This window comes from Nonomuraea sp. NPDC049378 (assembly GCF_055586745.1).
The window spans coordinates 17,048-29,981 of sequence record NZ_JBVJHP010000033.1; the positions used below are offsets into that span (position 1 = coordinate 17,048).

The 12,934-nt window shown below is 69.3% G+C and carries 14 protein-coding genes, 1 pseudogene and 1 riboswitch; of the genes and pseudogenes, 5 read left to right on the plus strand and 10 right to left on the minus strand.

What is annotated here, in order from left to right:
• The first annotated feature begins 9 nt into the window (after window positions 1–9).
• On the plus strand, window positions 10–213 hold the full coding sequence (locus ACZ6SA_RS44690) for a hypothetical protein (RefSeq protein WP_465835224.1): 204 nt from the start codon (window positions 10–12) through the stop codon (window positions 211–213).
• A 159-nt stretch (window positions 214–372) separates the two neighbouring features.
• Here ACZ6SA_RS44690 and ACZ6SA_RS44695 read toward each other — a convergent pair whose 3' ends face one another.
• Window positions 373–957: a TetR/AcrR family transcriptional regulator gene (locus ACZ6SA_RS44695; protein WP_347648589.1), complete on the minus strand. Its 585-nt coding sequence runs from the start codon at window positions 955–957 to the stop codon at window positions 373–375.
• A 236-nt stretch (window positions 958–1,193) separates the two neighbouring features.
• On the opposite strand from ACZ6SA_RS44695, the gene ACZ6SA_RS44700 reads away from it, so the two are divergent.
• From ACZ6SA_RS44700 to ACZ6SA_RS44715, 4 genes are read left to right on the plus strand one after another with little or no spacing between them, the layout of a single operon-like run.
• Window positions 1,194–2,372 carry a cytochrome P450 gene (locus ACZ6SA_RS44700; protein ID WP_465835226.1) on the plus strand — a complete coding sequence of 393 codons (1,179 nt, stop codon included), beginning with the start codon at window positions 1,194–1,196 and terminating at the stop codon, window positions 2,370–2,372.
• On the plus strand, window positions 2,369–3,208 hold the full coding sequence (locus ACZ6SA_RS44705) for an SDR family NAD(P)-dependent oxidoreductase (RefSeq protein ID WP_443156868.1): 840 nt from the start codon (window positions 2,369–2,371) through the stop codon (window positions 3,206–3,208). The genes ACZ6SA_RS44700 and ACZ6SA_RS44705 overlap by 4 nt, the downstream gene beginning before the upstream one ends.
• A 17-nt stretch (window positions 3,209–3,225) precedes the next feature.
• Window positions 3,226–3,708, plus strand: a complete 483-nt coding sequence (locus ACZ6SA_RS44710; RefSeq protein WP_465835318.1) for a serine hydrolase — start codon at window positions 3,226–3,228, stop codon at window positions 3,706–3,708.
• Window positions 3,657–4,649, plus strand: coding sequence for a threonine ammonia-lyase (locus ACZ6SA_RS44715; RefSeq protein WP_465835229.1), 993 nt, complete (start codon window positions 3,657–3,659; stop codon window positions 4,647–4,649). Before ACZ6SA_RS44710 ends, ACZ6SA_RS44715 begins: the two co-directional genes overlap by 52 nt.
• A 577-nt stretch (window positions 4,650–5,226) precedes the next feature.
• Here ACZ6SA_RS44715 and ACZ6SA_RS44720 read toward each other — a convergent pair.
• From ACZ6SA_RS44720 to ACZ6SA_RS44760, 9 genes and pseudogenes are all read right to left on the minus strand, one after another.
• A pseudogene (locus tag ACZ6SA_RS44720) lies at window positions 5,227–5,352 on the minus strand (dihydropteroate synthase); the annotation flags it as partial.
• A 69-nt stretch (window positions 5,353–5,421) separates the two neighbouring features.
• Window positions 5,422–5,514: riboswitch (ZMP/ZTP riboswitch) on the minus strand.
• A gap of 132 nt (window positions 5,515–5,646) precedes the next feature.
• The gene (soxR, locus tag ACZ6SA_RS44725; RefSeq protein WP_347648596.1) at window positions 5,647–6,138 is read right to left on the minus strand and encodes a redox-sensitive transcriptional activator SoxR; all 492 of its coding nucleotides are present in this window, start codon (window positions 6,136–6,138) and stop codon (window positions 5,647–5,649) included.
• A 38-nt stretch (window positions 6,139–6,176) separates the two neighbouring features.
• The gene (locus ACZ6SA_RS44730; RefSeq protein WP_465835231.1) at window positions 6,177–7,595 is read right to left on the minus strand and encodes an MFS transporter; all 1,419 of its coding nucleotides are present in this window, start codon (window positions 7,593–7,595) and stop codon (window positions 6,177–6,179) included.
• 303 nt (window positions 7,596–7,898) lie between these two features.
• Window positions 7,899–8,816, minus strand: coding sequence for an RNA polymerase sigma factor SigJ (gene sigJ / locus ACZ6SA_RS44735; RefSeq protein ID WP_347648598.1), 918 nt, complete (start codon window positions 8,814–8,816; stop codon window positions 7,899–7,901).
• Window positions 8,817–9,016: 200 nt separating this feature from the next.
• A complete protein-coding gene (locus tag ACZ6SA_RS44740) occupies window positions 9,017–10,267 on the minus strand; it encodes an FAD-dependent monooxygenase (protein WP_465835234.1) in 1,251 nt (416 codons plus the stop codon).
• A gap of 353 nt (window positions 10,268–10,620) precedes the next feature.
• Window positions 10,621–11,004, minus strand: a complete 384-nt coding sequence (locus ACZ6SA_RS44745) for a DoxX family protein (RefSeq protein WP_465835236.1) — start codon at window positions 11,002–11,004, stop codon at window positions 10,621–10,623.
• 91 nt (window positions 11,005–11,095) lie between these two features.
• The gene (locus ACZ6SA_RS44750) at window positions 11,096–11,353 is read right to left on the minus strand and encodes a carboxymuconolactone decarboxylase family protein (protein WP_465835238.1); all 258 of its coding nucleotides are present in this window, start codon (window positions 11,351–11,353) and stop codon (window positions 11,096–11,098) included.
• A gap of 185 nt (window positions 11,354–11,538) precedes the next feature.
• A complete protein-coding gene (locus tag ACZ6SA_RS44755; protein WP_465835239.1) occupies window positions 11,539–11,937 on the minus strand; it encodes a hypothetical protein in 399 nt (132 codons plus the stop codon).
• A gap of 88 nt (window positions 11,938–12,025) precedes the next feature.
• A complete protein-coding gene (locus ACZ6SA_RS44760; RefSeq protein WP_347648602.1) occupies window positions 12,026–12,889 on the minus strand; it encodes an NAD(P)-dependent oxidoreductase in 864 nt (287 codons plus the stop codon).
• Between the last annotated feature and the right edge of the window lie 45 nt (window positions 12,890–12,934).

Consider the following 12,934-nt stretch of genomic DNA (forward strand, 5'->3'; position numbering starts at 1 on the left):
CCCCATCTCGTGCGGACGGTGGTGCTGGCCGGTTGCGTGATGAACATCGTGACGCTGGCCTGGGAGTCGAGGCTGGTGCTGCTGGCCGTGGGGCCGATACGGAGGTCGGAAGGGCGGGTACGGCGTCATGCCGGCGGCCGGAGCGAGGTGCTCGCCGGAGTGCTCACCGCCTGCACGCTCGTGTGCTTCGCACTCCTGCCGCGACCGCCCTGATCCCACCAGCCGCTCCTTCTCCCGTCGTTCGCATTCACGCACGGTCGAAGCGACGGCCGTCTCCATTTCACGGTGCCCCGCCTATGCCCGGGTCCAACTCGTACACCACTCCCGTGGACGCAACCGGTCTCAGGCGGTCGGTCGGTTCGGCACGGCAACCTACGCCCGTTCGCTCTGCACGTCGTCTCGGGCGCGACCTCCGTCCAGGAAGATGGCGATGATCGTCGAGCTGGCGTCCTCCACTCCCATCTGCCCCTGAATCACCAGGTTGCCGATCCCTCTGAGCAGCCCTCCATAGGCACCCATCAGGGTCGAGGCGGGCAGATCGGTGCGGAAGGTCCCCTCGGCGGCACCCCGGTCGAAGACGCCCTGGAGCGTCGACCCGATCCGTCCGTTGGCCTCTTCCAGCCCGTCCATCCTGCTGTCGAGCACGGCCAGTGCTCGATATTTGCCGATGACGCTCACGGCGGCCCTGGTCAGCCGGGCCAGCGCCTCCGTCGCGGGAACGGCGTCGAGGTCGGCGTCGTCGATCTTGTCGAACAGATCGCGGACGGCCGTCTGGTAGAGCGCCTGGACCAGCGCCTCCCGGCTCGGGAAATAGCGGTAGAGCGTGGCGCGCCCCATCCCGGCCGCCTTGGCGATGTCAGCCATGCTGGCCGCTTCGCCGTGCTCCGCGAGGACCTTCGCGGCGATGTCGAGGATCCCGGCGGCGGCGTGCTCGCGCAAAGGCGACCTTCTGATCATTGTCGCCATCATACGTCGCCGCCGGTTTGCTTGACACAGGATCCCAAAATTGAGACAGTCTGTCTCGATAAAGAGACCCATGTCTCAGTTGCGAGGGCAAACCGATGACACATCCAGACCCCGCCGACGGTCCGCACCGGAAAACCGGCTCCGCCCTGGCGAACTCGTCACCGGCGTCCGCACCCTCGACCTGCCGATCAGCCCGGAGAAGCCTCTTGCAGCAAGCGAGGAATGAGATGGCCCACCCTCTGCCCACGACCCGCACCCGCCCCCTCGACCCGCCGGCACAGCTGGCGACGCTACGTCCCATCAGCCGCATGACCTACCCTGACGGCCACCTCGGCTGGCTGGTGACCGGTCACGCCGCGGCCCGGGCGGTCCTCGCCCATCCCGACGTCAGCGCCCGATCGGAGCTCCAGCACCGACCGGTCGGGCACGGCCCGCGAGAGCCCGCAGGACCGGGGATCTTCATCAACCTGGACGCGCCCGACCACACCAGGTACCGACGCCTGATCACCGGCCAGTTCACCGTGCGCCGGATGAAGGAGCTGGAGCCCGAAGTCGAGAAAATCACCGCCGGGCGCCTCGACGCGATGGCACGGCTGGGCCCGCCCATCGACCTGATCGAGACCTTCGCTCTGCCCATCCCGTCACTGGTCATCTGCGAGCTGCTCGGCGTGCCCTACCACGACCGCGAGAGGTTCCAGCGGGACACGACCGTGATCGCGAGCCTCGACGCCACCGCCGAACACGCCCGCGCGGCCACCGCCGACATCACCCGTCACCTCCACGAGCTGGTCCAGCGCAAGCGCGCCGAGCCCGCGCACGACCTGATCAGCGGCCTGATCGAGGGCGGCGAGCTGAGCGACGAGGAGCTGACCGGCGTGGCCGTCATGCTGCTCGTCGCCGGTCACGAAACCACCGCGGGCATGCTCGGCCTCGGCACGCTCGCCCTGTTGTCCCATCCCGACCAACTGGACCGTCTGCGCGCCGACCCGCCGCTGATCGACGGCGCCGTCGAGGAGCTGCTGCGCTACCTGTCCATCGTCCACCTCGGCCCGACCCGCACCGCGCTCAAGGACATCGAGGTGCACGGCGTACGCATCGCCGCGGGCGAGACCGTGACGATCTCGCTCCCCGCCGCCAACCGCGACCCCGGCCGCTTCCCCGAACCGGACGAGCTCCGGCTGACCAGGACGACCTCGGGCCACGTCGCATTCGGCCACGGGATCCACCAGTGCATCGGCCAGCAGCTCGCCCGAGTCGAGCTGCGCGTCGCGCTGCACGCCCTGCTCCGCCGCTTCCCCACCCTGCGGCTCGCGGTCCCGCAGGAGGACATCGGCTTCCGCACCGACTCCATCACCTACGGCGTGCGCCGTCTCCCCGTCACCTGGCATCCCGAAGGAGAAGCATGACATCCAACGCGGTATTGATCACCGGATGCTCAACGGGCATCGGACGGGCCACCGCACTCGCCCTGGCCCGCGCCGGCTATCCCACCTGGGCCACGGCACGGCGGTTGGACACCCTGGACGAGCTGAAAGACGCGGGCTGCCGGGTGCGGCGGCTGGACGTGACCGACGAGGACGACATGGCGCGGGTCGTACGGGCTGTCGAGGAGGAGCACGGCGCCGTCGGAACCCTGATCAACAATGCCGGGCGCGGCGGGAGCGGACCTGTGGAGGAGGTTCCACTCGCACTGGTGCGCGAGACGTTCGAGACCAACGTGTTCGGCGTGATCCGGATGTGCCAGCTCGTCCTGCCCGGGATGCGGGGACAACGTTCCGGCACGATCGTCAACGTGGGTTCCGCAGCTGGACTCGTGACACCCCCGACCGGGTGCCCGTACGCGATGACCAAATACGCACTCGAATCGTTCAGTGACGCGCTCCGGCCGGAGGTCGCACCGTTCGGCATCAGCGTCGCGCTCATAGAACCGGGCGCGGTGCGGACGGAGTTCACGGCGAGCAGCGAGCGGAACATACCGCTCACCGGCGGCGAGGGCCCCTACAAGGAGTTCAAGCAGAGCGTGGCCAGAATGATCGAGCGGGCCCACCGGGACGGGGCCCGCGGCGTGCTGAGCGCCCAGGACGTGGCCAAGGTGATCGCCAAAGCGGTCGCAGCACGCCACCCGAAGCCCCGGTACAAGATCGGACCCCAGGCCCGGTTGGCGCCACTGGCCCGGCGCCTCGCGGGCGATCGCGGCTGGGACGCCTTCATGCGCCGGATGGTGCCGTTCTCCGTGGACTGACCCGTTCGAGCTCTGCCCTGCCCCGCTCGGGCTGGAGCACTCGACAACGCTCCCGGAGGAGGCGCTGCGCTTCCGGGTGGCGATGGGCCACCAGGGCGAACCCGGACAGGACCCCGAGCCGGCACCCGGTCTGGGACGTGATGCCGCGCTCGGCTGGGCCGTACGGCAGGGTCATCGTCTCGGCCGGCGATGTCGCCCGGTTCGCCAAGATGCACCTGGACGGCGGCCTCGCCGCCGACGGCACCCGCGTCCTGTCCGCCGACACCGTCGCCGCGATGCAGCGCCGCGAGGTTGACAGCCCGGACGGGTGGTCGATGTCGGCCGACGGCTGGGGCCTGGGGTGGACACTGCACGACTGGAACGGCATTCCTGGCTCCGCTCATGGGGTACGAGGTCGCCAGGCGTCCACCCGAATGGAACAGCGCCCGCGGCACTACGCTGCTGTGTCATGCAGGAGACGCGCCTCGACACTGCTCGGATCCGGGCGGCTCGCCGGATGATCGACCCGATTTTTCTCGATACTCCGCTGTACCGCTGCCAGGCGCTGGAGCCCGGTCTCGAGTGCACGGTGAGCATCAAGCTGGAAACGGCGAACCCGGTGCGCAGCTTCAAGGGGCGCGGCACCGAGTTGGTTGCGAGCCTGCTGGCCGACGAGGGCTCGGGGGCCGCGGTGTGCGCCAGCGCGGGCAATCTTGGGCAAGCCCTCGCGTGGTCCGGGCATGGCCGAGGGCTTGACGTCACCGTTGTGGCCTCCCGGTTCGCGCCCGTGGCCAAGCTTGATCGCATCCGCGCGTTGGGCGCTCGGCTGGAGCTGGTGGACGGCGACTTCGACATGGCGCGCGAGCGGGCGGCGGCCATCGCGCGGCACGACGGCATCCGGCTCGTCGAAGACAGCCTGGACATCGAGACCTGCGAGGGCGCGGCGACCATCGGCCTGGAACTGGTGGACACCCTGGCGGACACCGCGGCGCCGTTCGACACCGTCCTGATCGCTCTCGGCGGCGGGGCGATGGCCACCGGGGTCGGTCATGTGCTCAAGGCATTGGCGCCCGGCGTCGAGGTGATCTGCGTCCAGCCGCTGGGCGCACCGGCGATGACGCACTCGTGGCACCAGCGGCGCGTCATCACCACCGACTCGACCGACACCATCGCCGACGGCGTCGCCGGCCGATGTCCCATCCCGGCCGTTCTGGACGACCTCCTCCTGGTCGCCGACGACGCCGTCCTGGTCCGGGAGGCGTCGATCATCGCCGGTATGCGGATGCTCCTCGACCACGCCGGCCTCGTCGTCGAACCGTCGGCCGCGCTCGGCGTCGCGGCGATCCTCGAAGACCGTGACCGCTTCGCCGGCCGGCACGTCGTCACCATCGTGTGCGGCAGCAACGTCGATGTGGACGCCTATCACCGCTGGATCGGTGTGGCTCCCATCCACGGGGTTTGACCCTTGCTCATCCAGGGGCGTGAAGTACTGCGCTCATCGGTTGTCGAGCCGGGTTGGGCCAGCCGTCCGGAAGGCGCGGGGCGGTAGGCCCGGTCGAGCGACGGACGTGCCCGCCGCATCGTAGAGTGGAGCCCTCATGGCAAGGCTGGAGGATCTGCTCGCCGCGTACCCGTGGATGAGGCGGCTTGGAGCTGATCTGCTCAGCAGGCTCGATCTGGACGGACTGGCCGATCCGCACCCTTACGCGCTGGCGCTGGGACCGGCCGTGGTCGCCTATCGGCGCGGTGCCCGTCCCAGCCCGGGACGGGTCTCACTGTGCACGCTGGTGGAGGCGGCGCGGATCGGAGAGGCACGGATAGCGGTGCTCGACGATGCCGAACGGGCCGATCCCGGGATCGTGCTGGTCGAGTACGCTCCTGACGGGGCGATTCCGGCCGCCGACAACGCGGCCAGCCGCTCGGCGAAGAAGCGCTCGATACCCGCCCATACCGTCTCCGGATCAGTCAGTATCTTGGTGGCCGGGCCGATGCGCCGAACCGAATGCATGACGATGAGCCGGCATGAGGTCGCGGCCCGCGCCAAGCTCGATGACGTCGGCCCCGTCCAGGCGCAGCCGCCGCGCGTGCGCCAACGCGTCGTCGGCTGCCAGGAATCTGCCGCCGTCGGAAAACGAATCCGCGGTGATGTTGACGATCCCGACCAGCCGAGGCCGGACACGAGAAGCAGAAGGGACAACCGAACTCCGGGCCACGACGGAACCTCCGACTCCGATACTGAAGACCCAGGCGCCCGGCGCTGCATCACCGTGATGGGGCCGCTCCCCGATGGTTCATTCCATCTCGACACGCCAGTCACGACCCGAGATCACTGTAGCCCAGATTGCGCGTAGGCAGGTGCCTGGAGGTATTCATCCTTGCTTGAGCGAGCCGGGGCAGGGTCAGCCGCCGGCGATCGAGAGCACCGACGCGCAGTCCCCTCCCCCCTTTGCCGCCTCTGATCACGTAGCTCGTCGTGTGGATGGTCCGTCCGGAAGGGTGACGTTGGGCTCCTGAAGCCGTACCGGGCCGGGGCCCCGGCCGCCGAGGGCGTCGTCGGGGTTGAGGAGCAGGCAGGCCTTCATCGACAGGCAGCCACAGCCGATGCAGCCGGTGAGCTCTTGTTCGAGGAACTCGATGGCTCGGCGCCGTTCCTCAAGTTGCTTCTTCCAGATGCGGGAGACCCGCTGCCAGTCCTTGTGGGTGGGGGCCCGATCGGTGGGCAGGGTGGTGAAGACCTCGGCGACGTCCGACAGCGGGATATTGAGGCGCTTGGCCACGATGATCAAGGAGATCCGGCGAAGCATGTGCCGGGAGAAGATCCTCTGGTTGCCGCTGCCGCGTTCACTGAAGATCAGGCCCTTGCGTTCGTAGAAGTGCAGGGCGGAAGCGGGCACACCGGTCCGGCGGATGATCTCACCGATGGTGAGGTGGTCGTCCGGACTGGCGCGCACGGTATCTCTCCTTCGTCGTGATCGAGACAGCGGTGGGGTCAGGCAGTGCCTCGAGACGTCGCGGCGCGGCCGCGGATCAGGGTGACCACGACGATCGACAGTACGAGGCAGAGGAGCCCGACACCGAGCTGGGTCAGGTGCCAGGACCAGGTGAACGCGTCGAGTTCCTCCGTTTCGGCCCCGTTGGTGAGGCGTCCGGCACCGACTGCGGCGGCGCGGCTTGTGTCGCCGAGCTTCGCGGCGAGGAGCCCGGCGAGGGAGGCGCTGAATGCGGCGATCACGAGAGCTTCGGCCGCGCCCCGCAGGGTGTTGAGGAATCCGGCCGCCATGCCGACGGCGTCGGCCGGGACCAGAGCCATGGCCTGGCCGTCGGTGATGCCGAAGGAGGCTCCCATGCCGACGCCGATCATCACCAGCGGTGCCGCGACTGCCGTGACCGCGTGGTCGGCGTTCAGCGCCGTCAGCCACAGGTTCCCGGCCACGACCAGCGCCAGAGCGATCACGATCAGCAAGCGAGCCGACACGCCCTTGTTCACCAGAGTCACGGCGACCATGGGCACGACCAGTACGGGCGCGGTCAGCAGCAGCATCGCCACCCCTGCCGCCGAGGCGGACAGCCCGGCCGCCGCCTGCAGGTAGGTGGGCAGGAAGACCAGTACGCCGAGGAACCCGATCGAGGTGGTCAGGGTCGCGAGACTCCAGCCCATAAAGCCCCGGTTGGCAACCAAGGCAGGGGCCAGCACCGGAGCGGGGCTGCGCCGCTGCACGCGGCCGAACAGGGCCAGGGCGACCAGACCGGCGATCCCGCTGATCAGGATGCCCGGGTGGAGCCAGCCGAGCGCGGGCGCCTCCAGGAGCGCGAACATGAGCAGGGACAGCGCGGCGACGAACAAGGCGCTGCCCGCCCAGTCGACCGGGCCGCTGACGTTGGCTCGGGACTCGCGGGCCCGGGTCGCGCCCAGGGCGACTAGCAGGCTGACGACCGTGAAGGCCGCGAAACCGCCCCGCCATCCCGTGGCATCGATCAGCAGCCCCGCCAAGGTGGGGCCGATGGCGATGCCGATTCCGGCCATGGTGCCCATCAGGGCGAAGGCCCGGTTGCGGGCCGCGCCGTCATAGCTGGAGGCGAGCATGGCACCGCCGGCGGCCATGATCCCGGCACCGCCCGCGCCGGAGATGATGCGGGCCATGTCGATGACGATCATCGCCGGGCTCAGGGCCGTCGCGAGAAATCCGGCCGCGAAGACCAGCGCCGCAGCGATGAACACCCGCCGGCGGCCGATCCGGTCGGCGGCCGATCCCGCGATGAGTGTCATGGCCGCGAAGGCCAGGTTGTATCCGGCGACAACCCAGTTCAGCGGGGCCCCCGAGGTATCGAGATCGCGTCCGATGCTTGGCAGCGCGACCGCGGTCCCGGAGATGGACATCGCCACGAGGACGACACCGACCAGGACCACCGGGAGTGTCAGCGGAGACGGCCGGTCGGCTGTGGGCGGCGGCTGGGATGTGTCTGTAGTGGTGTCCATGCTGCTCGCTTTCTCTGGTCCTCAAACTCTGGCGAGCAGCCCATCAGCTCAACTGTGGTTGAGGTCAAATGCGCTGGTCAGCACGGAGCCATCGGCTCTCGTGACGGCCCCTCCACGACGGCTTCGTCGATGCGGCGGCACCTGGACCCTCGCCCCGACCACCCCAGACAAGAGGGTGAGCCGGCTCATGCCGAGCAAGATCTTCAAGACGTCCCTAGATGGTTCCTCCGGCACTCACGCCCTATCTGATTTCATCCCGATGTGGGCAAGCTTGTCCGGGTTGGCCACCGAGTGGATCGCGTTGACCACGCCGTCGGCGATGTCGAGCTCGATCACGCCGATCACGCGGCCTTCGGCGTCGAACTTGACAGCGCCCGGCCGGCCGTTGACCCAGGCCGGCCGGAGGGAGACCCCCAAGATCCCGGCCCGGCGGAAAACACCGAGGAGCAGCCGCACGACGGGCAGCCGCCCGGCCAGCCGCTTTCCGAAGGCCTGAACCTTGCCGCCACCGTCCCCGTGCAGCACCACGTCTGGCGCGAGCATGCCGAGCAGCGCGTCCATGTCGCCGCCCGCGGCGGCCTCGAAGAACCGGCGGGCGAGCTTCTCGCCTTCCGCCCGTCGCTCGCGGGGCGGCGTGCTGTCGGCCACCTGCCCTCCGGCGGCGATGCGCTGCCGGGCGCGGGCGAAGATCTGCCGGCAGTTCACCTCGCTCTTGCCGGTGATCCGCGCCACCTCCGTGTAGCCGTACCCGAACACTTCACGCAGCATGAACACCGCCCGCTCCACCGGCGAGAGCGCCTCCAGCAGCACGAGGAACGCCATCGACAGCGAGTCGGCCAGTTCGGCCTGCTCGGCCGGCCCCGGCCTGTCGGCGGGCACGACGACAGGCTCAGGCAGCCAGTCACCGACGTAGGTCTCCCGCCGCACCCGCGCCGAGCTCAGGTAGTTGATGCCCAGCCGCGTCACCGCCGTGGTCAGGTACGCCTTCGGATTGACGATCACAGTCCCCTCCTGGTGCGCCCGGCTCAGGCCGAGGAACGCGTCCTGCACGATGTCCTCGGCATCGCCCACGGATCCGGTCATCCCGTAGGCGATGGAAAACAGCAGCGGCCGGTAACCGACGGCCTCTTTCACATCCGTTGAACCCGACATACGACCCTTCCCCACTCGCGTATCGAGGCTCTTCGCGGAGCCCATCTGCCTGCCCGCCCACGGCCTCGACACCCTCGGCACCTCGCGGTTCGCACCTGTCTGCTCGAATGGCTGTCCATGGTGGCCGGGTCCCGGACTCCGGGCGGCTTGGTCGCTTTGTTCCGCCGGCCTCAAGGCCGTGCCACCGATCGATCGTGCCCTCAGGCGGGGACACGGACGGGCGCAGCCGGGGCGGGGTGGGCGAAGTCCGCGTCCTTCATCCGTGCCGCCTTGCTCCTGGTCCGCCACCAAAGGAATAACGGGGAGGTCACCGGCATCTTGCTCACCCGCAGCATTATCCTGCGCCGTGCGAGTTCAAAACGGGTGGCCGGGACGAACAGGCTGCGCATCTGCATCCCGTTGCCCTGCAGGTAACCGATGGAGGGGCGCAACTGCTGCTCCCATCGCGTCAGGGCCTCGGTCACGCTGTCGCTGTGGCGGGCCAGCATGGTGCCCAGCAGGTCGGCCCCGGCCATCCCGGTCGAGGCGCCCATCCCCGCATACAGGGTCACGCACCAGGCCGCGTCACCGACGAGCACCACCCGGCCGCGATGCCAGCTGTCCATGTGCACCTGCTCCACCGAGTCGAACAGCACATCCTCGGCCGACTCCAGCGCGTCCAGCACCGCGCCCAAGGCCGGGCCTGCCGGCTCCGGGCCGAACACCTCGCGCACCCGCTCGGCCTTCGGCCGGGTGAACTCGGCATCCACATCGTCGGTGTGGTAGCTCAGCAACACGGTCGGCGGACGATCCTTGAACGGGAAAATCCACATCGACCGCCGGGATTCGGCCAGGATGACCGAATCGATCTGGTCGTGACCCGGGATCGCGCTGGGCAGCTGGAAGGCGACTGCCATGTAGTTCATCCGGTGCAGGTAGTTCTCGTGCGGCCCGAACACCAGCTGCCGCACCGTGGAGCGCAGCCCGTCCGCGCCGACGACCAGATCGAAGCGCTCGGTCATCGGGGTCCCGCCGGCGGTGTCGGCCAGCGTGACGCTCACCCCGTCGGCGTCCTGCTCGATCCTGGTCGGCACAGTGGTGTAACGGATCTCGACATCGGACGGCAGCGCGGCGAAACCGGCCGCTTCCACGTCTCCTCGTGTCATCATCCACGGCCGGCCGGGAAAGTCCTTGAAACCCAGCCCGGCGCGGCGCCTGCCGACCCGGTTGACGTCGTAGGCGGCCCCGTCCGCACCGCGATCGGTGAGCCTGTCCAGGATGCCCAGGCGCTGGGCAGCGGCCCGGCCGGCGCCGAACAGCGCGATGAAGTACCCACCGGAGCGCCGCCCGGCAGCCCGCTCGATGATGACCGGCTTCCAGCCGATCTGCCGTAGCCGCAGCGCTGCCGCGATCCCACTGATACCCAGCCCGACCACCAGAGCTCGGCGGCCACTGTCGTTCGTTACGTCCATGAACTTCCTCCTTGCGGGGGTGCCTGCCCGGAAGGGCAGTGCCTGGCCTGCGCTGATACGGGAATGTGTCGTTGCCGATCACTTCTGCCACGGTTGGTACAGTCCTGACCGGTGGTGGTGAATGAGGGCGACGTCGACCCGCGTTCTCCGAGGAGCAACGGGAGCAACTGCGCTCGGACCCGGACCTCGGCCGAGACACTCTGATCCGGTAGCGCCCACTGACACCCGCCGATACGCCGGCCGCCCGGCTCCGTCGGCCTTGCGGCTATCCCCGCCCCGCCCTCGGGCCCGTCCTCGGTCTTGTCCACGGTCTTGTCCACGATGTCGACGTGCGGCCCCTGGCTGCACCCCGATCAGCCGATGAAGGACGCGGGGCCGAAGCGACCCCACGCCACGAAGGCGGCCAAGGCGAGATAGACCAGGTTCCCCGCGGCCGACATGGCCTCACCACGGCGCAGGTGCGTGACCGTCGCACCGACCATCAGCACCACCACACCGACCGCCGCCACCGGCACCAGAACCGGCGCGATACCGGTCACGGCGGGCAGCAGGAGCCCCACCGCCCCCAGGACCTCGATGGCCCCGAGGACCTTCAGGAACCCGGCGCTGAAGTCCGCGGTCCAACCCGCACCGCGCATGGCGGCCATCTTCTCCCGAGGGACGATCAGCTTGCCGACGCCACCGGTGAGGAGGACAACGGCCAGCAATCCGGCACAGATCCACAGGGCGAGGTTCATGAGAGCTCTTCCTTTACGGGTTGTAGGGGAATCCGGTTCTGGAACCGGGGCGGCGATCGGTGCACGGCCGGACGACTGACGCGAGACAGCGTCAGGCCGCGCCGTGCTCGTTATCCGTGCCGGCCGGGCTGGTGGTCACCAGCGGGCTGCTCTCCCCGGCGTGCACGGCGTCCTTGGTGTGCATGTCGACGCAGACGGCACAGCCGTTGATCTGGCTGGCGCGGAGCATCACCAGCTCGCGCGTCGCGGCCGGCAGCGTCGAGTCCGCGAGCACCTTGCCCGCCGCGACGAGCTGCTTCAGGGACTTGCCTGCAACCTGGTTGCCGAAGAAGTTCAAACGAGCATCCATGGTGAGCTCCCAGCGTGTTTCACTGTCGCCCCTCTCAGACAGAGCAGCCCGGCGACCTGTGACGGCAGCCAAGTGTGACGTGCGTCTCTCCGTCCTGGACGACGACCATCTACCGGGGGCTGCACAGCCGAACGCCCCCAGCGAAGATCCCGCCGGCATCGATGACCCGCAGCTGTGCATGCTCATCAAAGGGCATACGGGGCAGCACGACTTCTACTGAATGCCAGGCACGGACGGGACCCCTCCGCCGTAAGTGTCGAAGGGGTCGCTCGAGCATGCGTTTGCGGCAGCGTGGACGACGGGACGCGGCCGGTGGTGATGCTGGGCATCTGCCAGCTGCGGGCGCCGAAATGGCCCTCGGGCAGCTGGCAGAGCCAGCGGTCGTCACGGTTGCGGGCATCGATCGCCGGGCCGGTCGCTTCGCAGTAGCCGCTCTCTTCGTGCACCGCGATCAGAGCACGCTCGGTGGCCGACCAGCGCACCCGCCAGGCAGTGTCCGCGCCACATTTCATGATCTTCCCCGAGATCGCCGACGGCGGGCGCCCATTCGACGACGGCCCGCCGGCGACGAAGTGGGCGCTCACCCCACCAGGAGGCCTACAAGCTGGGCGAGATCGCCACATTACGACCAGGTCCGCTGAGCGCGCCACGACAGGCCTGGCCGGTGTGCCGTCAGCGCTGCTGCCGCAGCACGCCGATCAGGCTGGTGAGACTGTCCCCGCCGTGGCCTGCGGCGACGCCCCGACGGAAGAGCTCCAGGACAGCGGCCGGGAGCGAGCCGTCCACGCCGGACGCCCGCGTCGTCTTCAGTACATGTTCCACGCTCGCCGCGCCCATGGAGATACGGTCCGTGTCCCCCTCGTGGTTGCCCGCAGTGATGCGCGGCGCGTAGAACTCAAGGAAATAGCGGAGGTCCAGGGTCTGCACCGCGCGCGGCAGGAAGTCGGCCGCCGAGATGCCGTTGGCCTCCGCGACCGCCTGGCCGTGCAGGTAGCCTGCCAGCGCCGTCCAGAACATGTCGATCCCGATCTGGTAGTAAAGCGCGGCCAGCCCCTGGTCCTCGCCAAGGTAGTCGATCCCGGTCAGCACCTCGAGGGCGGCCCGATGCGCTTCGATCGCGTCCTTCGGCCCGCTGTAGTAGGTCATCGCGCCCGGCGTGCCGATGCCCGGCGGGGGCACCAGCACGCCGCCGGTGATCTGCACGGCCCCGCGCTCGGCGAGCCACGCGGCCGCCCGGCGGGCCCGGTCCGGGGTGTCGGAGGTGAGGTTGGCCAGGGTACGGCCGGCCAGCGCGGCCTCGGGTGCCTGCGCCAGGATGGCGTCCATCGCGTCGTAGTCGGTCAGGCTCAGCACCGCCAGCTCGTTGGCGGCGAGCGCGGCACCGGCCGACTCCGCCCGTTTCGCGCCCCGCGCCACCAGGTCATCGGCCCTGGCGGCGGTGCGGTTCCACACGGTCACCTCGTAGCCGTTGTCGAGGTAGGCGGCGGCCATGGCATGTCCCATCGGGCCCAGCCCGATCACGGTCACGGACTCCATTTGAATACTCCTCATCACTAGGACGAACGCTCTATCTAGTCACGA

Excerpts from the sequence above, each read along its gene's own strand:
- ACZ6SA_RS44705 (WP_443156868.1), top strand. The coding sequence starts at position 2,369 with ATGACATCCAACGCGGTATTGATCACCGGATGCTCAACGGGCATCGGA.
- ACZ6SA_RS44740 (WP_465835234.1), bottom strand. The coding sequence starts at position 10,267 with ATGGACGTAACGAACGACAGTGGCCGCCGAGCTCTGGTGGTCGGGCTG.
- sigJ (WP_347648598.1), bottom strand. The coding sequence starts at position 8,816 with ATGTCGGGTTCAACGGATGTGAAAGAGGCCGTCGGTTACCGGCCGCTG.
- ACZ6SA_RS44760 (WP_347648602.1), bottom strand. The coding sequence starts at position 12,889 with ATGGAGTCCGTGACCGTGATCGGGCTGGGCCCGATGGGACATGCCATG.
- ACZ6SA_RS44745 (WP_465835236.1), bottom strand. The coding sequence starts at position 11,004 with ATGAACCTCGCCCTGTGGATCTGTGCCGGATTGCTGGCCGTTGTCCTC.
- ACZ6SA_RS44695 (WP_347648589.1), bottom strand. The coding sequence starts at position 957 with ATGATCAGAAGGTCGCCTTTGCGCGAGCACGCCGCCGCCGGGATCCTC.
- ACZ6SA_RS44750 (WP_465835238.1), bottom strand. The coding sequence starts at position 11,353 with ATGGATGCTCGTTTGAACTTCTTCGGCAACCAGGTTGCAGGCAAGTCC.
- ACZ6SA_RS44700 (WP_465835226.1), top strand. The coding sequence starts at position 1,194 with ATGGCCCACCCTCTGCCCACGACCCGCACCCGCCCCCTCGACCCGCCG.
- ACZ6SA_RS44715 (WP_465835229.1), top strand. The coding sequence starts at position 3,657 with ATGCAGGAGACGCGCCTCGACACTGCTCGGATCCGGGCGGCTCGCCGG.